This is a genomic window from Sodalis praecaptivus, assembly GCF_000517425.1.
GTDB lineage: Bacteria > Pseudomonadota > Gammaproteobacteria > Enterobacterales > Enterobacteriaceae > Sodalis_A > Sodalis_A praecaptivus.
In genome coordinates, this window is sequence record NZ_CP006569.1 from 3,557,019 (window position 1) to 3,578,167 (window position 21,149).

Sequence of the window (21,149 nt, forward strand, 5' to 3'; positions counted from 1 at the left end):
GATCATGACAACTCACGAAAAAGCACGGGAAAAAACGGCAACCATGCTGCAAGAAGCGGGCATGGTTATCACCGAAGCGGAAAAGGAAAAAATCGAAATCGCGGAATTCGGTCTGCCAGGTTATCCCTTGTCCGGCCTACAGTTGTTAACCTATTTCAATTCGCCACGCTATTGCGCAAAGGAGCTGGTGCTGTTTCCCGGACAAACCTGCCCGGAACATTTACATCCGCCGTTCAACGGCACCCCGGGGAAACAGGAAACCTTCCGTTGCCGCTGGGGAGAGGTGTATTTATTTGTCGACGACCCCGCGCTGGCGCTGAACCACGGTGAGGTCGCGCCGCCGGCTGGCGATGAAGAATGGTACCGTTGTCAACGCTATCTCGTGCTGCGCGCGGGCGAGCAATACACCATTGCGCCCAATACCCGCCATTGGTTCCAGGCCGGCGCGCAGGGCGCGGTCGTCTCTGAATTCTCATCGGAAAGCCGGGACGATCTCGATATTTTTACCGACCCGCGCGTACGGCGCGTAGCGTAAAAGCGGCAAGATCATTCGCTTCCGGCGAAGGGATATGTCATGATAGTCTAATGATACAAAATGATAACGACACGGGAGCGTAAATTGGCGCCAGGTAGGAAGGTCAAGGCTACGCTTGCAAGCGTAGCCGCGCAGTCCAACGTCAGCAAAATCACCGTATCACGCGCGTTTTCCCATCCGGAGAAAGTCCATCCGGATACGCTTAGGCGGGTGCTGGAGACCGCGGAAGAGATGGGCTACGTTGTGAACACGGCGGCGCGAAATCTGCGCGCCCGAGCCAGTAAGACCATCGGCATTGTCAATCCCGATATGGGCAACCCCTTCTTCGGTAAGCTGACCAAGCTGATGACGCTTGAAGCGCAAAAGGCCGGCTATGACACGCTGGTCTTCGATTCGTGGGAATCCCAAGAGCAGGAAAACCGCATCATCGACAAGCTGATTGGCTACGGCGTGGATGCGATAGTGTTATCGGTCATCTCCGCCGACCAGAATTATCGGCCGGCATACTTTGAGCGGCTGGCGTTGCTGAATATTCCGGTCATTCTGGTAGACCGCGAGCTTGATATCGCCTCATGCAGCGGCGTTTATATCGATAATCTCGATTGCGGCCTGCAGGCGGGCCGGTTTTTGCAGGAGCAGCAGGCCCAGCGGGTGGTGGTGGTCTCCGGTCCAGACGACTCGAATGTCGCCCGTGAAAGGGTGACCGGCGTAAGCGCCGCCCTGCAGGGCAAAATAGCGCACCTGGATATTTTGTATGCCGACTTTTATATGGATGTGGCCTGGCAGGTCACCACGGATTATCTCAATCATCAGCCGGCGCCGGATTATTTCGTAGGCTGTAATAACCAGATCTCGCAGGGTATTATAAAATCCTGTATTGACCATCGATTGCGGCCGATGCAGGACGTTAGCGTCTTCAGCATAGATGAAATTCCCCATGCCGCGGTATTCGGTTTCAATTTCCCCTGTATTTCCCACGATTTAAATGAGATGGCTTGGCAAGCAATTAATCTGGCGGTGCGCCGCGCCGCGGATAGCCAAATCAAACCGGGCAAAGTGATCATTCGCGGTAAAATGATGGTGTGACGCCGCGCGGATCCGCCGTTGGTCATGGCGGTTGTCCAGCACGCAAGGGAAACGTTCCCGGCCGGCCCGGCGCCCACTCACCCCGCGGCGCAGGCGGCCCGTCCCGCACCGGTTTCCTCCTGGCGCCCCCCCCCGCATTGTCATCCACCGCCGAGCGGCGTTGCTCTGCGCGACGGGACGCGCCGCGGCTGTGCTGCCTTCAGCAATAACTTGTTAGTAAGCGCTTTTAGCCTTTTCCTTACTCTTAGAAGGGATTAATACTATCTTCGCAGCACGGTGCAATGACCCATCCCTCAAATACACTATGCAGGAGATTATCGATGCCCATCATCACTTCCCTCGTATTGAGTCATCCGCACATCACCTTTCATAAGGTTGCTCTCAGTGCAGCAGAGAACATTGAAACACATCCAGCCGCCATCGCAGAAAAGGCAGATTTTATTCTGCCGCTTGCGCATTCTCGCCAGGCGCCGGTTGCCGCGCCAAAACGGTATCAACAGGAGGAGCCCAAGCGCTTGCCGGGCCGGTGGGGCGGTCTGTGGCACGGTGCCACCGCCTGGCGGCGAATTAATGAAGATCTCTGCCAAAAAGATCCCCCGGCGCCGGAAAATGTCGCCCCCCCTCGGCCGGTGGCGCAGACGGTTCGTCGGGTCAGACAACACCAGGAAGGAGGAATAAGCAGGCCGTTTACGGTTACGCTTAAAAGCGTCGCCGGTCTGCTGATGGGCGTCGGTTTACTCGCGGGACTGGGCGGCGCGCAAGATCTGCCCCGGCGGCGAGTTGCCCTCGGCGCGGGCCAGTCGGGAATGTCGGAACCTGACCTGTTCGATGCCTCCCAGCGCCCCCTGCGGCACCACGCGCCCTCTCACGGCCAGGAGGGTAACGCGATGGCGATCGTGAAGCGGCACGCGCTCTCATTACAGCGCAGCGGCCAGGGCAGCGGCCAGGGCGGCGCGTACCCTCTTTATACCGATGCTGAGCGAAAATACCTTGAAAGCATCAGTATCGAAAAAGAGGCGAACCGCGTTTACGTCCCCTTAACTAATCATAACCGGCGGAAATACGGTGCCGGGAAGATATACCGCACGCAAAGAAAAAATAGGGGCAAGCATTTCCACCGCGTGAGATATGTCGAAATGAATGGCAAACTTATCCCTGTACGGGTTAAACGGCACCCAAGCGAACATCTCATCTATGAAATCTATGATTTGCACCTGCCGGAAAAAGCGGGCTTCCCGATAAAGTTTGACGGCGAGCAATGGGTTTTTGATAAGCGGCCGGCGGAGCCAAAGACGACGCGGCAAGCTCCCTTCGGCGGAGAAAGCCGACGCGCCAGTTTCGCTTTATCGGACCCGCTCCCGGAGCATGTGTTTTTGCGTTTTGGCTAGCGGCCGTCACACCGCACTGCCTTCAAGCCGGCACCGCGCTAATACGACATGTCAACCAAGCATAGCGGTCCGTCAGGTCGCATGAGAATGCGAGTGTTGTGGCAAGCGCGCCGGTGAGAGGGCAGCGCGAGAGGGGCCATCACACCGCTAATACCGCTTATTGCCGCCGGCGGCAATAAGCGGCAATACAGCGCCAGGCTAATCAGTCCCTTCCCCCGTTAGCCCGCCACATCATCATGATCGGTCGAGAGCGACAGGCTTTCCCAGGCATCCATCTCCGCCAGGCGCGCCGTCAGCGCTTTGCGGACTATCGCCAAGGCATCCGAGCCCAGTAGCAAGTGCCGGGGCGGTGTTTTCTCGTTCGCCAGACGAAGAATGGCCGGGCCAAATTTCGCCGGATCCCCTGGCTGCTTATGGTTGTATCCCTGATACAGCGCCTCCGTTTGTGCTCTAACGTCATCGTAATCCGCGATGGGATTGCCGGAATAGCGGACCGAGCTGGCATCGAGAAAGTCAGTGCGGAAATAGCCCGGCTCGACGACGGTGACGTGGATACCGAACGGGGCCAGGTCGCGCGCCAGATTGACGCTGAACCCTTCCACCGCAAACTTGGACATGCCGTAAAGGGTACAAAAATCGAAATCAGCCAGCCCTGCGATTGAGCCGATGTTGATGATATGGCCCGAGCGCTGCGACCGCAGCATCGGCAGTATCGCCCGCGTCATCCGCATCATCCCCGCGACGTTGGTCTCGAGCTGACGCTGCACATCTTCTTCGGCGGCTTCTTCAAAAAGACCGAGATGACCGTATCCCGCATTATTCACCAGCACATCAACGGCGCCGAAGCGTTCGACGGCGGCGTCAACTACCCGTTGTGGCCCGGTGGCGTCGGTGACGTCCAGGCTCTGTAGCAGTAGCCGGTCAGTATGGGCCGGATACGTAGCGCGGGCGGCTTCGCTATCGCGCGCGGTCGCGACAACATTGTCCCCGGCCGCGAGGACGGTCTGCGCGAGTTGGGCGCCCAGCCCGCGGCCGGCTCCGGTTATTAGCCATGTTTTATTAGGCATCGAATTAATCTCCTGACTGGGTGATAGAGCGCGTAAAGGTGCGGGCGTACCGCGTTGCGCGCGCCGAACGCCTTTGTGGCATTAGCGGCGGCCCCATTCGGCCGCGGCAGGCCGGCTGCACCCCGAACAACGCCGCTGAGTTAAAGGGTAGACAGGCAGAACCGACGCGAAAAGGCGTATTTCTCTTCATTGATTGCCTGATACTCTTCGTACAGGAAATGAAATACGCTTTTCAGCGCGGCAATCCTGGTCTGAAAGTGATTGGAATGGAGGGAGCATGCGAGAACCGGTCGCCACGATACCGCGCCAAATGGCGGCGCTACTAAATAAACTGGCCCCCGCCGAGGGTTACACTCGCTCATTGCTTGAGGGGGTGCAGTTTATGCGGGCTGAACGTCCCCTTGAGCGTACCCCGGTGCTGTATGAACCCTGCATCGTGATCGTCTGCCAAGGCCGCAAGCGGGGGTATCTGGCGGATAAGGTGTATCACTACGATCAGCATCATTATCTGGTGCTGTCCGTGCCGTTGCCCTTTTCCACGGAAACGGAAGCCAGCCCGCAGCGCCCCCTGCTGGCGGTAGCGATAGCCCTGAACATGACGGTGCTATCAGAGCTGGTCATGGCGCTCGACAGACCCGGGGCGCGGGCCAGCGATGCCCCTGAAGGGATTATCTCCACGCCGCTGGATGAAGCGCTGGCCGATACCACATTACGCCTGCTGCGGGCGCTGGCCGCGCCGGAAGAAGCGCGCCTCATCGGCCCACAGATCGTACGTGAACTGTATTATCGCGTATTGGTAGGGGAACGGGGCAATGCGCTCAGGGCGGCGCTGGCGCATCAAGGGCATTTTGCCCGTATCGCCAAATCGTTGCAGCGCATTCATCACGACTATCCCCGCGCCCTGTCCGTCGCCACGTTGGCCGAGGACGCCGGGCTCAGCGTTCCCGCTTTCCACAAACGTTTCAAAGCCGTCACCGGTACCTCGCCGTTGCAATACATCAAATCCGTGCGCCTGAATCAGGCGCGCTTACTTATGATTCGGGACGACCTGAGCGCCGCATCGGCGGCCTTTAAAGTGGGTTATGAAAGCCCGTCGCAATTTAATCGTGAATTCCGGCGTTTTTTCGGCCGCAGCCCGGGGGAAGAAGCCCGGGAAATGAAAGCGACATTCGCCCTGCTGCCGCCGGTCTAGCTTACATCGGGATGCGCCGGCAGCCCCGCCGCTGCGCCGGATACCCAACATCGAGGAAGCGATTTCGCCGGCATCCGCTATCGCCGCGCGCCCAGCGATCTGAGCCAGGCGCAGAACATATCCGCCATTGCATCGGCAAAACGGTTTATCGCCGCCGCCGAGCGCGCGTTTTCCGAAACGGCGTGCCCTACCGTGCTCAACGTGGTGGTGATCAACTCCCTCGCCTGAGTGAGGGTGTCCTGCGAAGCGTCGGGCAGCACTTCCCGCATAAAGGCCTGAAAAACGTCATCACCCGCGGCTTTCGCCTGCTGCGCTTCGGGCGCATCGCGATACAGAGGGGCGGCATCATTCAGCGCCACGCGCATCGCGGCCTCCTCACACTCGGACTGAATAAAGCTATGGACCAGGATGCGCAGCCTCTCCAGCGGCGGTCGGCCGCCATCTTCCAGGATACGACGCAACATTTCCGTGGTTTGCTGCCACTCATCAAACTGTAGGCGAAACAGAATCGCCGCTTTGTTGGGGAAATACTGATACAGGGACCCAATGCTGACGCCGGCTTTCTCGGCGACCCGGGCGGTGGTAAAGCGCTGGGCGCCTTCCTCGGCCAAAACCTGAGTGGCGGCCTGTAAAATAGCGGCGACCAGCTCCGTCGAGCGCGCCTGTTTGGGGTGTTTTCTTGAGGAAATACGCGCGGTCTGGCGCTGGGTCATGATAGCGATGTCATCCAAAAAAGAATGCGAATAGCAAATACGAGTAATACATCGCATTATAACAATGTGAGGAATTACTCGCTTTCTTTTTTGCCGCTTTTTACCAACCGGACTCTCTGGAGGACCTCCGCACGCTCGCCAACGGCCGTCTGTCCGACGCGTAAGGCGGGATGTCGAGCTGTCCGTGCGGCATAGTAAACGCACGTTTTCATTGCTTACAGGAGACTCTCGTTATGCATGTATTTGTCACTGGCGCATCAGGATGGGTGGGTTCTGCCGTGGTTCAGGAGCTCATCGGTGCCGGCCACCGGGTGACGGGGCAGGTCCGTTCCGATGAAAAGGCGGCGACGCTTACCGCCACGGGCGCCCAGGCGCTGCGCGCAACCCTGGACGATCTTGACGCACTGCATGAAGCCGCGGCGGCGGCGGACGCCGTGATCCATACCGCCTTCAACCACGATTTCTCCCGGTTCGTAGCAAGCTGCGAACAGGACCGGCTGGCGATTGAGACGCTCGGCAGCGCCCTGGCGGGAACCGATCGCCCGCTTCTGGTGACCACCGGTCTATCGGGGCTGCCGCGAGGGGCGACAGAATATGACCGGCCGAACCCGGTCGCACCGCGAAAATCCGAAGCGGCGGCGCGCGCGCTGGCCGATCGCGGTGTCCATGCCGCTGTCGTTCGCCTCGCCTCGTCGGTTCATGGCCTGGGCGACCACGGTTTTGTCGCCATCCTGACCCGTCTGGCGCGAGAGAAAGGCATCTCCGCCTGGCTCGATAACGGGCAGAACTGCTGGTCGGGCGTGCATCGACTGGATGCGGCGCGGGTTTACCGTCTGGCGCTGGAGCAAGGCGTCACCGAACCGGTTTATCACGCCGTCGCCGACGAAGAGGTGCCGTTCAGGCTGATTGCGGCGGCAGTTGGCCGCCGGTTGGGGTTGCCGGCGGGGAGCCGCGAGCGCGAACACTTCGGCTGGTTCGCCGGCATGGCGGGAACGGACATGGCCGCCTCCAGCGCACGCACCCGCGCGTTACTGGGCTGGAAACCCACAGGCCCGAGCTTGCTTACCGAGCTCGATGATCCTGACTATTACGCCGGCTAATAGCCCGACATCGGCGGAGGAGGCTTGCGCGGCGCAGGGACGCAGCGGACCGGGGTAACCCGGTCGCTGGGAGTATCAAGACGGGCAGCCTGCCTGTTCTACCGCAAACGTGCCGCACCTCTACCGGCCGTTTCCTTTCGCCATCATGCCCCTCCCACGCTCACTTTCCTTGTATGCCCGCTGCCACCACCGACGCGGGCGGTTCAGGGGAGCACGGATGTGCGTCAGTGCAGGGGTAAAAGGCCAAATCCTGTCGTTGCCCATGGCGGGTAATCGGTTATCTTTAAGCTATAAAGCTACAACAGGGCTGCGGGCGGCATCGGTCCGTTGGCGGCACAAGGAGGAATCATGATGATCCGATATCGGCTATGCCGCGGGATATTAACGGCCGCGGCGCTGGTGGCCGCCTTGGCGGGTTACGCGGCGCAACCCACGCCGCTGGCGTCCTCCGCTTTACAGCGCCAGACGTCATCGTTACACCACGCAGTGCTTTACGCCCGGCACCATGAGCCACAACCGATCCCGCGTTTGCATACCGAGGGGACGTTACCGCATCACGGTATTTACGACCAAAGCGTACAGGCAAAAAAAGATCTGCCGTTAATGCTGAAAAACGCCCTGGCCTGGCAGGCGGGAATCGATGGCGAGGAAGGGCTGCGCCAGGCGCGACGTTATGTCCTGGCGTGGGTGACAACCTGGCAACCCACCGCCAATCCGATTGATGAAACCCAATGCGGTCAATTAGTTGAAACCTGGCAACGCATCCGGTCTCAGGTACCGGCAAGCGAGCGCCAGACGGTAGACCGTTTCCTGACGCGCTGGGCCGATAGCTATCTACGACGCATCGCGCAGGCCAATCAGGCGATGATCTGGCGAAATAACTGGCAGAGCCACCGAATAAAATTGCTGACGCTTATCGCCGTTGCCACCGACAACGCCAGGCTATTTGACCAATCCCGTGCCCTCTTCCGGCAACAGATCGCCCGAAACATGACCAAAACGGGCGTGACGGTGGATTACGAGGACAGAGATGCGTTGCACTATGTCGTCTACGATCTGCAACCGCTGGTGGACGCCGCGCTGGCGGCCCGGGGACAGGGTGAGGATTGGTATCATTGGCGGGCGGATAACGGCGCCTCCCTGGCACAAGCGATACACTGGCTGCTGCCCTACGTGAACGGCGAGAAGACGCACCCAGAATTTGTCCATTCTCGCGTCAAATTCGACCGGACGCGGGCGAACGCGGGAATAAAAGGGTTTACCGGGAATTTCGACGCCCGCAACGCCAGCGATCTGCTGTGGAGCGCAACGCTATTTGATCGCACGTTAGGGCCGGTTGCCAAAGCGCTGTCCCCCCAACCGCCGCTGTCTGTCGCCGGCGCCTTTTCACTGCACGGAACGCCGCTTTTGTAGCGCCATCGCCGCCGTGCGCCCTTCCCACCCGGCTCTTGACCACACAGGTTATGTTAGAGCCGCAAATAACCGTCTTAACGCCGGAAAGTGAGCGTGATAAAAAAACGGCTGAATCCTGGATGAGAATAGCGACAAGGTCTCGTGGTCAAGGGAAGGCACGGCGTACGGTCTATTTATTGCTATCTGGATCACATAATCAGCATTTCACGGGCTAAAAGTCACTTTTACCTATAAAAGTCATCTTTTCTGCATATCCCATTACCCGCTGTTTTTTAATCGTTTTTTGGCTTATTTAGCGCCTAACTCGTGCCAGCGCTTTCATAGATAAAAGTTAACGGCGATCGCTTAGGCCATATCCCCGGCGTCTGCTCACAAAGTCATTAAATTGTCGTGCCAGGGCGCGCTATTGACGGATGACAACCGCCCCCGCCACACTCCCTCATCATCATTAGAGGCTGAGTGCTAAGTGTGGGTAGCAATGAAAACGTATCGTAGCCAGGAGTGGTTTGGGCGTAAGGATAAATCCGGGTTTATTGCCAGAAGCTGGTTAAAAAACCAAGGGCTTCCCAATGATGCCTTTGACGGGCGCCCGGTTATTGGTATTTGTAATACCTGGTCGGAATTAACCCCGTGTAATGCACACTTGCGTGATCTGGCAGACAACGTGAAAAACGGTGTCCTGGAAGCTGGCGGTATCGCATTTGAATTCCCCGTCATGTCGCTGGGGGAAGCGTTAATGAAACCGACGACGATGTTGTACCGCAATCTCGCCAGTATGGACGTAGAAGAATCTATCCGCGCCAACCCGATTGATGGGGTCGTGATCCTGGCAAACTGCGATAAAACCACGCCAGCCTGCCTAATGGGAGCCGCCAGCGTCGATCTGCCGACGCTGGTCGTCAGCGGCGGCCCCATGCTTAACGGCAAACACCAGGGGCGCGATATCGGCTCGGGCACTGATTTATGGAAATTCAGCGAAGACTTACGCGCCGGCCTCATAAGCCAATCGATGTTTGACGAAGCGGAAAACGGCATGTCGCGCAGCCCTGGGGCGTGTAATACCATGGGCACGGCGTCCACCCTGGCCTGTATGGTGGAGGCGCTGGGGATGTCCTTGCCGGGCTCCGCGGCGATCCCCGCCGTGGACGCGTCGCGTCGTCGCGCAGCGCGCTTGTCTGGCCGCCGCATCGTCGGTATGGTGCAAGAAGACTTGCGCATGTCGCGGATCCTCACGCGGGAAGCCTTCGAGAATGCCATTATCGTTAACGCGGCGATTGGCGGGTCGACCAACTTTATCCTGCATCTCCTCGCCATCGCCGGTCGGATTGAAGTACCGCTAACGCTGGACGATTTCGACCTATTAAGTCAGAACATTCCCCTGCTCGCCAACCTCAAACCCTCAGGGGAATACCTGATGGAGGACTTTTATTACGCCGGCGGCGTGCCGGCGGTTATTAGCCAATTACGCGATAAGCTGCACGATAAGGTTATGCAATGCAATGGCAAGACGCTTAGCGCAAATTATGCCGATGCCGCTATCTTCAATCAGCGCATTATCGCCCCGGCTGAACACGCCTTTATCAAGGATGCAGGCACTATCGTTCTGCGAGGAAATCTGTGCGCGGATGGCGCGGTAATCAAACCCTCCGCGGCCACGCCCGCGCTGCTCAATCACAAGGCCAGGGCGGTGGTCTTTGAGAATATCGAAGAGTATAACCAGCGCATCAACGACCCCGATCTGGATGTGACCGCCGACGATATTCTGGTGCTAAAAGGCGCCGGGCCCAAGGGCTATCCGGGGATGCCGGAGGTGGGGAATTTCGGTCTGCCGCTAAAGCTCCTTCAACAGGGCGTCCGGGATATGATCAGAATATCGGATGGGCGCATGTCCGGCACCGCTTTCGGCACCATCGTACTGCATGTCAGCCCAGAGTCTTGCGTGGGCGGTACATTGGCGCTGGTGCAAAACGGCGACCTTATCGAACTGAATTGCCATGAGCGCCGTCTGACGTTGCATGTCAGCGATAACGAGCTGGCGCGGCGTAGGGAGAGCTGGCGGCCGGTAATGCCGGATTATCCGCGGGGGTACGCCAGTCTGTATATTCAGTCCGTCGAACAGGCCCACACCGGCGCTGACCTAAACTTTCTGCCGGGCAAATCGGGCAGCCATATTAAACGTGAGCCGCACCCTGAATAATGACTACCGGAGGAGTTATGAATCACTACTGGTCGAACGATGACGAGTTATTTAGCCTTGCCAAAAAAAAGTTATTTGTCGCCCTGGTGGGAGACGTTCTAGATACACTGGGATTATTTCATCAATTCCTGTCGCCGCAATTAAAACCCATTGACCCAGGAATGGTTATTTTAGGGCGTGCTATGCCGGTGCTCGAAGCCGACTATTTTCAGCAAAGCGGGCCAGGAAACGCCTCGCTAAGTGAAAAACCGTTTGGGTTAATGTTTCATGCCCTCGATGACTTACAAAAAAATGAAGTGTACATCTGTGCGGGAGGCTCGCTTCGCTATGCGCAGTGGGGCGGATTAATGTCTACGCGCGCCAAAAAATGCGAGGCGGCTGGGGCGGTGGTCCACGGCTTCCATCGGGATAGCAATGAAATTCTGAAACTCGGCTTCCCGGTGGCATCCTTTGGCAGCTACGCGCAAGACCAAGGACCGCGCGGCAAAGTCGTTGACTGGCGCGTACCGATCGAACTGGATAACGTCAGAGTAATGCCGGGCGACGTTATCTTTGGCGACAGAGACGGTGTCTTGGTGATTCCGGCACAGGCGGTGGATGACGCTTTTCACGGCGCGTTTGAAAAAGCCAAAGGCGAGAGCGAAGTTTTAAAGGCATTAAACATGGGAATGACCACGGTCGAGGCTTTTGACAAATTCGGCATAATGTAACGCTTCCTTACCTGCTTAAAAAAGGTGAACCCTATGCAATACGGTGATAGTCGTATTGGTATAACGACGATAAAAAAAATCTCCATTAAAGTTTTGCCCATAATGATTTTGCTTTATGTCATCGCTTATATCGACAGGCAAAATATCAGTTTTGCAAAACTTCATATGATTGACAGTTTATCATTAAGTGAAACCGCTTATGGCATTGGCGCATCGTTATTTTTTATTGGCTATCTGTTGTTTGAGGTACCCAGTAATATTTTAATGCATAAGCTGGGTGCCCGTGTCTGGTTCGCCCGCATCATGTTCTCGTGGGGGCTGGTGACCATCCTGATAGCCTTTACCACCAACGCGACCATGTTCTACATTCTGCGTTTTTTACTGGGCGCTTTTGAAGCGGGGCTCTATCCTGGACTGCTTTACTATATGACCCGCTGGTTTCCCATCGAGCATCGGCCGCGCGTCGTAGGCTATCTTATAATGGCAAGCCTTGTTGCCAACTTGATTGGCGCACCGCTGAACGGTCTGTTGTTGAGTATTCATGGTCTGCTGAACCTGGAAGGCTGGCAGTGGATCTTTATCGGCACCGGCTTGCCTGCGCTTATTTTGATCATTCCCGTTTTGTACTGGCTGCCGGAGTCTCCTGAAACATCCCTATTCCTGACGGAAGAAGAGAAAGCCTGGCTCAAGAGCACGCTGCAACGGGAGGAGAGCCGCGATCAGGACCACCAGGTGCGGGGCATATTCAAAACGCTGAAAGATACACGCGTGCTGTTACTTGCCCTGGTGTTGGGGTTCATCTCATTTGGCGCCTACGGATTGAGTTACTGGATGCCGACGATCGTGAAGGGGTTCGGCGTGTCCGATCTCGCCAATGGGGTCATTAATATGATCCCATGGTTGGCGGCCATCGTACTATTATGGTGGATGACGCGTAATCCAGCGCGCACCGCCGACCCGGTTAAAAATATTGCGTTGCCGATGTTTGTGGCCGCACTATTTTTGACGGGGAGCGCCCTGTTTATTACCACGCCCTGGCTGAGTTTCTTATGTATCATCGTAGTCATCATGGCCATCTTCTCCATTCAGCCGTGTTTTTGGACCCTGACGCGTTTTCTGGGTGGCTCCGCCGCGGCAGCCGGACTGGCGGCAATTAATTCACTGGCCAATCTGGGGGGCTTCTTTGGACAAAATACCGTGCCGGCGGTACGCGAATTAACCGGCAACCCCAGCGCGCCGATTTACTACCTCGGCGGCTGTATGGCAATAGGGGGGGTTGTCACCCTCCTGACAATCCGATATTTAAAACGCCGCGGCCGGCAACAGGAGAACACCGCTATCGCCGATTTACCGCAAAATGGAGCGCAATGAGCGACTATCGCGCGTCAGCGCTCAGCCTTGAACTGACGCTTTTGCAACACCTTTCTCAGGCAGGGACGCCGATGATGAAGAGTAACACTGCTGCCCCTTTTGAGCTTTCTTCGATCCGCTGTTTCGCGTGAAGCAGTGCCTGGAAGAGCAAGGTTATTTGCGTCAGGCCCCCCGCGCTATTATCACCTGACCCGTAAACGGCTGTGTTCCAGAAAGCCGCTTTTTATTGAGCACTTTGCCAAATCCGATTGTTGTCAGCGGTTGATGAAAGATTTTATCTGGCATAGTCGCTTTAGCCCCGCTAGCGGTGACCCGTTACGTTGACACGGCACGCTTTTGATTGCACAGCGGATTGCCTATCGGCTCCGCGGCATCAAGCTTGGATGTGCAACCTACCCACCGACCTTAGGCAGGCGCACTATTTTGCATACGGGTAAGGGGGGCTCTGCATTTGCCATCGCGGCGCCTATGTTCGCGAAGGATTCAACGCAAACGCCAGGCCAACGGCGCATCCATACGCTATTCAAAACCGCCATAAAGCGATGAGTTTCTCCAGTGAATATGGGCATGAAGCAGAGTGACATTAGGCGGATCGTCAGGCTTTTCCAGCCGCAAAAGCAGCCGATCTACAATATGCTCCGCAAGTACCTCAATTTGCACTTCGGCCGTGGTCAATGAAGGAAGCCACCCTTCTGCATCGCTGAGTCCATCAAAACCCGTCACGGCAATTTCCTCCCCCACTTTCTTACCCAGAAAATGAAGGGCATTCATTGCCCCAAAAGCGACGATGTCCTGATAACACACCAGCGCCGTGACGTTCTGATCGCGTTTAAACAGCTCACGTGTTGCCTTGATCCCGGCACTCATGCTTGAAGCGCAATAGAGGATATGGGTTTCATCCCAACGTAACGCCGCATCCTCATGGGCATCCTTCCAACCTTGTAAACGTTGACGACGAAGGCGAGAACTCTGGCTCCCCCCGATAAACGCAATCTGGGTGTGGCCGTCACGCACCAATCGGGAGGTAATATCGTAGGCCGCCTGATAGTTATCGATACCGATGAAATCGCTATCATGGCTTCCCGTAGGGCGTAGAAAGGTAATGGTGGGGCTAAGGTCTCTCCATGCATCCAGATGCTCGCTGGTGGTATCCCAAGTCGGGCATAGCAAAACGGCCAGCGCATTGTGGCGTTTCATCAGGTGCAGGTAACCTTGTTGGCTTTCCAGATTCTCATCAGAGCAGGCCAGGATAGTAGCGTAGCCCTTTTTGGCCAACTTACGGTTGATTTTGGCAATCAGCTCCGTGTAATAGGGGTTACTTAAATCGTGTATCACCAGTCCAATGATATTGGATTTGTTACTGCGTAGAGCGGCTGCGGTTTCATTGTAGGTATAATTCAGTACGCTTATCGCATCAAGAACGCGCAGGCGAGTTTTTGCCGATACCTTACCGAGCCGGTTGCTGATGACATTAGAAACCGTGGCAGATGACACTTTAGCCAAAGCTGCAACATCAGCCACCGTTGCGCGTTTTGTCATGCCGTAACTCCATCAAAAAAACCCTATGAACGCGCCAACACCCGACACAGCCAAGGTTACCAGCATGGTCTTCACCACCGATAAGCGATACCTAGTCAACAACAACCACACGCCTAAGACAGCCAGTAACGGTAACAAATGAGGGAAAATCCCGTCAAGGATATTTTGCGCGTTAATATTGACTTTACCGGAATTAAATGTAAGAGGTGTGGTCAGCGTAATATAGCTTGACGCGATACCGCCAATAACGGTAACACCAATGATCGACATGCATTCACGTAATTTATTCGCGTTTTCACTTACAAATAAATCGACCGCTTTCACCCCCAGACGATACCCAGAATGAAAAACGCGATAACTTAGGCTGACGATGAGTACATTGAAAACAATGATGTAAAATAAGGGACCGAGAATTGATCCCCCTTGAGAAAGGGAAATGGCGATACTCAACAATACGGGAATTAATGTTCCTTGAATGGATGAGTCACCAATACCTGCCAAGGGGCCCATAAGTGAGTTTTTCACGGATTGCACGGTATTCGCATCAACGGGCTCACCGCGCGCCCGCTGCTCTTCCATGCCGATAACGATGCCTGGAATCATCGCCCCTAACTGAGGTTCAGTATTAAAATAGGCGGTATGCGGCAATAAAATCTCCGCCTGCTTTTCTTTATCGCCAGGATAGAGTTTTTCAACTGCCGGCATAAGCGATTTCACAAAACCATGGCCTTCCATGCGATCATAAGAGGCCACGGTGATATTATGCATCGCCCAATTCAGCCAACATTTTCTCAACGTTTTTCTGCCCAGGGATTCCGGTAAATTCTGCTGCGCTTTGCTGACATTCACCGTTGGCGTTGCTTTAGTTATCTGTGACATCAGAATTCATCCTCATCGTTAGGGCTTGCGGAGGCGGTTTGTTGAGAGGGTTTGTATTTATAATGAATCAAAGCAAGTAACAGACTGATTATCACTAGTGCGATCATGTTAACCTTCATAAAAACCACGCAGATAAAACCAAATAAGAAATAGATCAACATGGTTTTTTCAATAATGGCCTGACGCATCAACATCGCAATACCTACCGCCGGTAATACACCACCGAATACACTCACAACGTGCATGAGTGACGCCGGCATGGCGTTAACCAATAGCTCAATATATTTAGGCCCAAAGCGACAGGCCAATAAAACAGGGACAAATCGGACGATAAAATTGCTTATCTGCGGAAACCAGACCGCATTTCTCTGCCAGGAAGTCTTGTTACCCGCCGCCAAGGCTTTATCTGCACGTGTGTTCCAAAAGACATTGGACAACATCGTGAAATTGAAAATAATGGTCCCAGCCACGCCGATGGTTGCGGCGAGAGTAACAGCGACCTTGGCATCTTGAGCGGAAAGAATTGCCAGAGGTAACGCCAGCCACGAGACGAAATTCAAATCCTGCGGCATGGCATTGCCCGGTGACACGAAAGCAATGTAGACCGTTTGAACCGCGACCCCAATCAGTATGGCGCGCTCAAGATCGCCCACAATCAAACCGGTAATGAATGCCGCGACAAGCGGCCGGGATAACGTATACCAGCCACCGGTAAGGCCCAGCAGCCACGGAGTGGTGAGCGCGCCAAGGTAACAGAAAATGCCGATCAGCGCCGCCTGAATCACATTGATCTCAATCATGGTGTCAACCTGCCAATTTTTTTGCAGCAGCTTCCCAACTCACGGCTGCCGTATCGGGTAAGAGACGAAATTCAATGGAGAATCCGATTTGTGCTAAATGTTCAAACGCCGGTATTTCCTCAGGGGTAATACTTTGCCCCTTATTGACCGGAATGGCGTCTTCTCGCTTGGACATAGGCCCCACATTGACCTTGCGGATTGCCTGCCGCAAAGCCGGCACCGCTTCGGCGAGACGCGACAGCGCAATGGCGTTACGTGCAATGACATAATATTTTTTTTGGGACTCGATCACTTTTGGCAGTTTCTCGCTCGCCTCAGGTAGGGAAAAAACCCAGGTCTTTACCGAAGGGAGAATGGACAGCAAGACTTTTTTTTGCACCTCGTTTTGAGCGGCGTCATCATCCACAACGACAATGCCATCACAGGGGCTAGATCCGATCCAGCTTGCAGCCATTTGGCCATGTATGAGCCGGTCATCAATACGCAGGAATGAAATCGCCATGGTTAAAAATCTTCCTCTGCTATAACGGTTTCTTTAAATGAATCAATGGCACTCCTGCCCGTTTCTATTACTTGGCTGAGAATGTTGTCCAAAGATTCGCCTGCCATCTCCAAAGCCGTCAGGACCATAGAAAAATTAGTTCCTGAAAGAACGGATACCTGTCGAAACTGTAATGCAAGCTGTGCGCCAACATTAAATGGCGAACCCGCAGGCATATCGGTAAGAATGAGAATGTCGTCGTCGGTTTCTTTCTTTATGCTTGTTACCAATGCTGTTAACGACTTTCTGAACGCTTCAATGCCTTCTTCCTGAGAAAGCATAACCTGATGAAAATTATTCTGTGGCCCAATGACCATCTCCACACTATCTTTCATCCCAGGCGCGGACATACCATGTGCGGCGAATATGATTGTTGTCATGATTATGTCCCCAGTTTTTCAACAATTTCCTTGTTGTCTATAATCTCGAGGGCCTGCTGCCGAGAATGGGCGTCATCACGCTGCAATGACGCCCAGCTGTTGATAAGCTTATTCAGGAAAGGTATTGCACGATCGATATTTACCCCTTTATTTTGCAGCACAATCAAAGGGTAAATAAACCGTTCTGTCGGACGAATTTTCTCCAGGAAGCTTCTGGCCACACTGCCAATTTCGCGTTTAATTTTGGGGTTGCTCAAACGGTTACGGTGTTTTTTAGCCATGCGGTTCAGGTAGTCAGGATCGTAACCACATTCTTGCTTAAGATAATCTTTTAGCACTGCCATATAGTCCGCGATATCTGCATCGATGGAGGCGCTTTCTGCCGCTTCATAGAGATATTCAAGACCCGCGGCGGCACCGAGAAAACTGATACCATCAGCGTAGGTATTCACCAAGATTCTTTTTTCCTGAAAGCGAAAATCAATATTCTCAGTGATTTCAAACTTCTCGGGAATCAAAGCGCCCTCTTGCGCCTGAACACAGACGGTTCCCCAAGATTCTGTTTCGATAAGCAATGACGCAGGCCACAATGAGGCGCAAATCCTATCCACCATACAATCTGGCAGATGCCATCCTTCCGCCACAATCCCTTCCTGCTCCAGCAATGACGCAAAGAAGGCCCCGCTTTGTTCAATGTTCTCGCAACATATTACCGTTTTAGGTGAAACCGCCCGGAGTAATCGAGCAACATGATGCAAGTTTTCCTTGCGTACCGAAGTCGTAATAAGGCTGGCTTTATTGAGCCAGTGCTGAAGCATATCGTCATCAGGATGAAGGACATCATTTACCGGAATATGGCGGGTTTCTCCCGTATCGGTTAGCGAAATGTCGTAACCCTGATTCTTCTTAAGCTGTAAGGCCAACGCCCTATCGGTATCGACCGTAATCACATCAAAACCGCTTTCATGTAAATAAGGAACAACCAGGCCTCTGCCCAACGCGCCCGTTCCAAAATGAATTGCAATAGGTTTCATTATCTTACTCCCATAGACGTTAAAACAAGGTTATTCGATTTACCTAATGAATGTCGATTATATACACAGTAATTTCTGACCTTGATCACGATTTTTTAAGAAACCTTTCGCGAAACCCCATACAATTACAAATAAAATCAGATATTTAATGTTTTTGCCGCTGAAAATACCGCTTTTCATGGGTTTCCTTTTACAGTAGATTCACCACAAGAAAAGAGTTAATCGTTTAACCTTCGGAGTTAACTATGGGATATTTAAGCCACCCCGCCAATTACGATAAATTCCCGGCCGTGCGCCTCAAGGGAATCACTGGCGCTTCCAAAGGATGGGAAAACATTGCTGAACAGATAGCAAAATCATTGCCGGCCCACCGCGATGCCGTGATCGCCATTGATTGCTATCCTGGCGTAGATGTCGCCGGTGTGCAGAGTGCATTAGGGGCTTTCTCCTCTTTTACGCAAGCGACCTGGTTTTATGCCGACACAGGCTATATCCACGGCAATGAACTCGATGCGCGGCTGGCGGACACGCTTTCCGAGGATCGCGTATTTGGTATCATGAGCTGTGCTAATTTGGCGGATTATCTGCTTTTAGCGTCAGCCAACGCGCTCAAACAGAACATCGCGTCCACCCGTGGCTTGCGCATTATCATCGGCACCGGCGCCTCACTCATCGCGCAGTGTGATCTCCTTATCTATGCTGATTACCCTCGCTGGCAGCGGCAACTTGACTGGCGGGCCGGAGGCAGTAATTGGCTGGCGGTAAATCCTGAGGAAGATATTCTCAAGAAATATAAACGAGGTTTTTTTTGGGAGTGGCGTATTGCCGACCGACATAAACGGGATCTTTTTCCCCATTTCAATTATTACCTCGATACCCTTTCAGATCCTGCGGTCATGATTGATAACGCCGCATTTCAAGCAGGGCTGGATGCCTGCCTGAAAACGCCGTTTAGATTAAATCCCTTTTTTGACCCTGGCGTGTGGGGGGGAAACTGGATGGAGGAAGTCTGCGCGCTGCCGGCAAGCGAAAAGAACTACGCATGGTGTTTTGATGGGGTACCCGAAGAGAACAGCCTGACGCTGAATTTTGACGGCGTCGCAGTCACTATGCCGGCGATAAACCTGGTTCTGGCGCGTCCGGAAGGGTTACTTGGCCCGCGCAACTATGCGCGATTCGGGGCGGAGTTTCCTATTCGGTTTGACTTTCTCGATACCATGTCTGGGGGCAATCTTAGCTTACAAGTCCACCCATCGACGGATTATATTCAACAGCATTTTGGCATGCACTACACCCAGGATGAGAGCTATTACATTTTGGACGCAGGGGAAAATGCCAGCGTTTGGCTGGGATTCCGCACGGGCGTAAAACAAGAGCAATTAGTCAAGGCCATCGACAACGCACAGCAAACCGGCACCCTGGAGGCGGAAAAATTCATCAACCGCTTTGCGGTCAAAAAGCATGATCATGTGCTTATTCCATCGGGTACCGTTCACTGTTCAGGCAAGGACGCCATGATTCTGGAAATCTCGGCGACCCCCTATATTTTTACTTTTAAATTATGGGATTGGGGGCGCCTTGGCCTGGACGGTAAACCCCGTCCGGTGCATTTGCATCACGGCAGTAAAGTGATGCGTGAAGAACGCGACACCGCATGGTGCCGCAGTCAACTGCTCAATACGATTACTCCGCTGCAGGAAACAGCCGAATGGCGGTGTGAACGCACAGGGCTACACGCCCTCGAATTCATTGATACCCACCGCTATTGGATTAACGGCAGCGTCGACATCTCGACGGATAATGAGTTTCAGATGCTCAATCTTATCGAAGGAAAAGACGCGGTCATTGAGAGCCCGGAAGGCCTTTTTGCCCCTTTCATCGTTCATTATGCTGAAACGGTGGTGATTCCAGCCGCGCTCGGTCAATACACCATTCGCTCCCCCGAACGGAAAGAAATTGGCGTTATTGTGGCCAATGTTCGCCAGGCGCAGGAGGTGTAATGCTAACCCAGGCGCATAACTTTGTTTATTGGATGCGACATACCGCTTTACCCTGCTTCTTAGAACAGGGGGTTAAACGTCTCGCGGATGGCGCCCTCTGTTTTCGAGAAACGCTGCCCGATGATGGCCTCATTTCCCGTAGCCGCGTGCAGACGCGTCAGCTTTATGTTTATGCTCACGCCACCCGAACCGGTTGGCTTGATGCCCGAGACACTCTCGACGCGGTGGCGAAGAGAGGATTAACGCACTTTACCAATGCGCAGGGGGTATTTTTCTTTTCAGACGGCGATGCTCCCGCTATGGCACAGCTAAACACCTATGAACAAGCTTTCGCACTGCTGGCTTATAGCGAGCTTTATGCCCTAACGCGAGAGCAACAGTTTCTGGATAGGGCAGAAAAGTTACATGACTGGATGAAAACACACCTGGCCTTATCCGAAGGCGGTTATGCCGCCGATGTCACCCGCCCGGCGATGCTTAATCAAAACCCTAATATGCATCTTTTTGAAGCGATGCTGTCCTGGTGGCAAATAACCGGTTCCCCGCGCTGGGAGAAAGAAGCTCACAACCTCTTTCACCTCTTTAGCGAACATTTGTTCCATCGCGAACGTCACTGCCTCACGGAATTTTTCGCCTCAGGCTGGCAAGCAGACCCTGCTTATTCAATGCGAGTTGACCCCGGTCATCACCATGAATGGACATGGCTGCTTTATCAGTATGAAAAACTCGCGGGCGTAGAGACAGCATTTTGGCGCGATGCGCTACAAAACTTTGCCGCCACGGCAGGGGAAAACCCGCTCACTCAGGCCGTGATGAACGAGGTCTATAGCGATAAAACCCCTTATCGCGCAGGCAGCCGGCTTTGGTGCCAAACAGAGAGAGTAAAAGCCGATGTGGTTGCCTGTATTACCCGACGTGATGCGGCAGCGCTGCAACGGTTGGAGAATCATGTCGCCACAATGATGCGGCACTATATTACGGGGGAAAACGGCAGAGTTTTTTGCGATGAAATCAGTGACGTGGGGGAACGTCTAGCGCACTCCTCTCCTGCCTCGACTTTGTATCATCTTTATATCGCGTGCCGCGAAGTGGATTCCTTGCTAAAGGCGCAAACGAATTGCCCCCGTTAACGGTAACACCAGTCTTCTGGAGATGAGCAAATGAACATACCAGAAACACAGCTTACATGGATATACCGTGGCCA

General features: G+C 54.3%; 19 protein-coding genes. 11 read left to right on the forward strand and 8 right to left on the reverse strand.

The genetic code is table 11. The features are described 5' to 3' along the window. Nucleotides 1-4 precede the first annotated feature (4 nt). The 3 genes from SANT_RS15885 to SANT_RS15895 all read left to right on the forward strand — a co-directional run bounded on the left by SANT_RS15885 (nt 5) and on the right by SANT_RS15895 (nt 3,009). Entirely contained in the window at nt 5-535 is a 531-nt protein-coding gene (locus tag SANT_RS15885; protein ID WP_025423254.1) for a sugar isomerase, read from the forward strand. Nucleotides 536-595: 60 nt separating this feature from the next. Then, nucleotides 596-1,621 carry a LacI family DNA-binding transcriptional regulator gene (locus tag SANT_RS15890; protein WP_148296308.1) on the forward strand — a complete coding sequence of 342 codons (1,026 nt, stop codon included), beginning with the start codon at nt 596-598 and terminating at the stop codon, nt 1,619-1,621. A 320-nt stretch (nt 1,622-1,941) separates the two neighbouring features. After that, the gene (locus SANT_RS15895; protein WP_025423256.1) at nt 1,942-3,009 is read left to right on the forward strand and encodes a hypothetical protein; all 1,068 of its coding nucleotides are present in this window, start codon (nt 1,942-1,944) and stop codon (nt 3,007-3,009) included. A 218-nt stretch (nt 3,010-3,227) separates the two neighbouring features. Here the strand turns inward: SANT_RS15895 and SANT_RS15900 are convergent, their stop codons facing one another. Further along, nucleotides 3,228-4,076 (reverse strand): oxidoreductase, encoded by an 849-nt coding sequence (locus tag SANT_RS15900; protein ID WP_025423257.1) that lies wholly within the window; start codon nt 4,074-4,076, stop codon nt 3,228-3,230. A gap of 277 nt (nt 4,077-4,353) precedes the next feature. On the opposite strand from SANT_RS15900, the gene SANT_RS15905 reads away from it, so the two are divergent. Then, nucleotides 4,354-5,268: an AraC family transcriptional regulator gene (locus tag SANT_RS15905; RefSeq protein WP_025423258.1), complete on the forward strand. Its 915-nt coding sequence runs from the start codon at nt 4,354-4,356 to the stop codon at nt 5,266-5,268. A gap of 77 nt (nt 5,269-5,345) precedes the next feature. Here SANT_RS15905 and SANT_RS15910 read toward each other — a convergent pair whose 3' ends face one another. Next, a complete protein-coding gene (locus tag SANT_RS15910) occupies nt 5,346-5,981 on the reverse strand; it encodes a TetR family transcriptional regulator (RefSeq protein ID WP_025423259.1) in 636 nt (211 codons plus the stop codon). Nucleotides 5,982-6,214: 233 nt separating this feature from the next. On the opposite strand from SANT_RS15910, the gene SANT_RS15915 reads away from it, so the two are divergent. From SANT_RS15915 to SANT_RS15935, 5 genes are all read left to right on the forward strand, one after another. Further along, nucleotides 6,215-7,081 carry an SDR family oxidoreductase gene (locus SANT_RS15915; RefSeq protein WP_025423260.1) on the forward strand — a complete coding sequence of 289 codons (867 nt, stop codon included), beginning with the start codon at nt 6,215-6,217 and terminating at the stop codon, nt 7,079-7,081. A 348-nt stretch (nt 7,082-7,429) separates the two neighbouring features. Beyond that, a complete protein-coding gene (locus SANT_RS15920; RefSeq protein ID WP_025423261.1) occupies nt 7,430-8,494 on the forward strand; it encodes an alginate lyase family protein in 1,065 nt (354 codons plus the stop codon). A gap of 478 nt (nt 8,495-8,972) precedes the next feature. After that, a complete protein-coding gene (locus SANT_RS15925; RefSeq protein ID WP_025423262.1) occupies nt 8,973-10,691 on the forward strand; it encodes an IlvD/Edd family dehydratase in 1,719 nt (572 codons plus the stop codon). Nucleotides 10,692-10,708: 17 nt separating this feature from the next. Further along, entirely contained in the window at nt 10,709-11,401 is a 693-nt protein-coding gene (locus SANT_RS15930; RefSeq protein ID WP_025423263.1) for an RraA family protein, read from the forward strand. 33 nt (nt 11,402-11,434) lie between these two features. After that, a complete protein-coding gene (locus SANT_RS15935; RefSeq protein ID WP_025423264.1) occupies nt 11,435-12,772 on the forward strand; it encodes an MFS transporter in 1,338 nt (445 codons plus the stop codon). A 519-nt stretch (nt 12,773-13,291) separates the two neighbouring features. On the opposite strand, the gene SANT_RS15940 is transcribed toward SANT_RS15935, so the two are convergent. Genes SANT_RS15940 through SANT_RS15965 form a run of 6 tightly spaced genes read right to left on the reverse strand, consistent with a single transcriptional unit; the run spans nt 13,292 to nt 17,945 of the window. Beyond that, complete coding sequence (locus SANT_RS15940) at nt 13,292-14,311, reverse strand: LacI family DNA-binding transcriptional regulator (RefSeq protein ID WP_025423265.1); 1,020 nt, start codon at nt 14,309-14,311, stop codon at nt 13,292-13,294. Between the two features lie 12 nt (nt 14,312-14,323). Next, on the reverse strand, nt 14,324-15,190 hold the full coding sequence (locus SANT_RS15945; protein WP_051440185.1) for a PTS system mannose/fructose/sorbose family transporter subunit IID: 867 nt from the start codon (nt 15,188-15,190) through the stop codon (nt 14,324-14,326). Continuing rightward, the gene (locus tag SANT_RS15950; protein ID WP_038668684.1) at nt 15,190-15,990 is read right to left on the reverse strand and encodes a PTS mannose/fructose/sorbose/N-acetylgalactosamine transporter subunit IIC; all 801 of its coding nucleotides are present in this window, start codon (nt 15,988-15,990) and stop codon (nt 15,190-15,192) included. Before SANT_RS15950 ends, SANT_RS15945 begins: the two co-directional genes overlap by 1 nt. A gap of 4 nt (nt 15,991-15,994) precedes the next feature. Continuing rightward, entirely contained in the window at nt 15,995-16,492 is a 498-nt protein-coding gene (locus SANT_RS15955; protein ID WP_025423268.1) for a PTS system mannose/fructose/N-acetylgalactosamine-transporter subunit IIB, read from the reverse strand. Between the two features lie 2 nt (nt 16,493-16,494). Continuing rightward, nucleotides 16,495-16,911, reverse strand: a complete 417-nt coding sequence (locus tag SANT_RS15960; RefSeq protein WP_025423269.1) for a PTS sugar transporter subunit IIA — start codon at nt 16,909-16,911, stop codon at nt 16,495-16,497. Nucleotides 16,912-16,913: 2 nt separating this feature from the next. Beyond that, nucleotides 16,914-17,945, reverse strand: coding sequence for a mannitol dehydrogenase (locus SANT_RS15965; RefSeq protein ID WP_025423270.1), 1,032 nt, complete (start codon nt 17,943-17,945; stop codon nt 16,914-16,916). Nucleotides 17,946-18,190: 245 nt separating this feature from the next. Here SANT_RS15965 and SANT_RS15970 point away from each other — a divergent pair, with 245 nt between their 5' ends. Both SANT_RS15970 and SANT_RS15975 read left to right on the forward strand, forming a co-directional pair. Next, nucleotides 18,191-19,945, forward strand: a complete 1,755-nt coding sequence (locus SANT_RS15970) for a class I mannose-6-phosphate isomerase (protein ID WP_025423271.1) — start codon at nt 18,191-18,193, stop codon at nt 19,943-19,945. Next, nucleotides 19,945-21,075 (forward strand): AGE family epimerase/isomerase, encoded by a 1,131-nt coding sequence (locus SANT_RS15975; protein ID WP_025423272.1) that lies wholly within the window; start codon nt 19,945-19,947, stop codon nt 21,073-21,075. Before SANT_RS15970 ends, SANT_RS15975 begins: the two co-directional genes overlap by 1 nt. Nucleotides 21,076-21,149: the final 74 nt, after the last annotated feature.

What these genes read in the sequence shown, in the direction of transcription:
- SANT_RS15885 (WP_025423254.1), top strand. Translation starts at nt 5, where the DNA reads ATGACAACTCACGAAAAAGCACGGGAAAAAACGGCAACCATGCTGCAA.
- SANT_RS15890 (WP_148296308.1), top strand. Translation starts at nt 596, where the DNA reads ATGATAACGACACGGGAGCGTAAATTGGCGCCAGGTAGGAAGGTCAAG.
- SANT_RS15895 (WP_025423256.1), top strand. Translation starts at nt 1,942, where the DNA reads ATGCCCATCATCACTTCCCTCGTATTGAGTCATCCGCACATCACCTTT.
- SANT_RS15900 (WP_025423257.1), bottom strand. Translation starts at nt 4,076, where the DNA reads ATGCCTAATAAAACATGGCTAATAACCGGAGCCGGCCGCGGGCTGGGC.
- SANT_RS15905 (WP_025423258.1), top strand. Translation starts at nt 4,354, where the DNA reads ATGCGAGAACCGGTCGCCACGATACCGCGCCAAATGGCGGCGCTACTA.
- SANT_RS15910 (WP_025423259.1), bottom strand. Translation starts at nt 5,981, where the DNA reads ATGACCCAGCGCCAGACCGCGCGTATTTCCTCAAGAAAACACCCCAAA.
- SANT_RS15915 (WP_025423260.1), top strand. Translation starts at nt 6,215, where the DNA reads ATGCATGTATTTGTCACTGGCGCATCAGGATGGGTGGGTTCTGCCGTG.
- SANT_RS15920 (WP_025423261.1), top strand. Translation starts at nt 7,430, where the DNA reads ATGATGATCCGATATCGGCTATGCCGCGGGATATTAACGGCCGCGGCG.
- SANT_RS15925 (WP_025423262.1), top strand. Translation starts at nt 8,973, where the DNA reads ATGAAAACGTATCGTAGCCAGGAGTGGTTTGGGCGTAAGGATAAATCC.
- SANT_RS15930 (WP_025423263.1), top strand. Translation starts at nt 10,709, where the DNA reads ATGAATCACTACTGGTCGAACGATGACGAGTTATTTAGCCTTGCCAAA.
- SANT_RS15935 (WP_025423264.1), top strand. Translation starts at nt 11,435, where the DNA reads ATGCAATACGGTGATAGTCGTATTGGTATAACGACGATAAAAAAAATC.
- SANT_RS15940 (WP_025423265.1), bottom strand. Translation starts at nt 14,311, where the DNA reads ATGACAAAACGCGCAACGGTGGCTGATGTTGCAGCTTTGGCTAAAGTG.
- SANT_RS15945 (WP_051440185.1), bottom strand. Translation starts at nt 15,190, where the DNA reads ATGTCACAGATAACTAAAGCAACGCCAACGGTGAATGTCAGCAAAGCG.
- SANT_RS15950 (WP_038668684.1), bottom strand. Translation starts at nt 15,990, where the DNA reads ATGATTGAGATCAATGTGATTCAGGCGGCGCTGATCGGCATTTTCTGT.
- SANT_RS15955 (WP_025423268.1), bottom strand. Translation starts at nt 16,492, where the DNA reads ATGGCGATTTCATTCCTGCGTATTGATGACCGGCTCATACATGGCCAA.
- SANT_RS15960 (WP_025423269.1), bottom strand. Translation starts at nt 16,911, where the DNA reads ATGACAACAATCATATTCGCCGCACATGGTATGTCCGCGCCTGGGATG.
- SANT_RS15965 (WP_025423270.1), bottom strand. Translation starts at nt 17,945, where the DNA reads ATGAAACCTATTGCAATTCATTTTGGAACGGGCGCGTTGGGCAGAGGC.
- SANT_RS15970 (WP_025423271.1), top strand. Translation starts at nt 18,191, where the DNA reads ATGGGATATTTAAGCCACCCCGCCAATTACGATAAATTCCCGGCCGTG.
- SANT_RS15975 (WP_025423272.1), top strand. Translation starts at nt 19,945, where the DNA reads ATGCTAACCCAGGCGCATAACTTTGTTTATTGGATGCGACATACCGCT.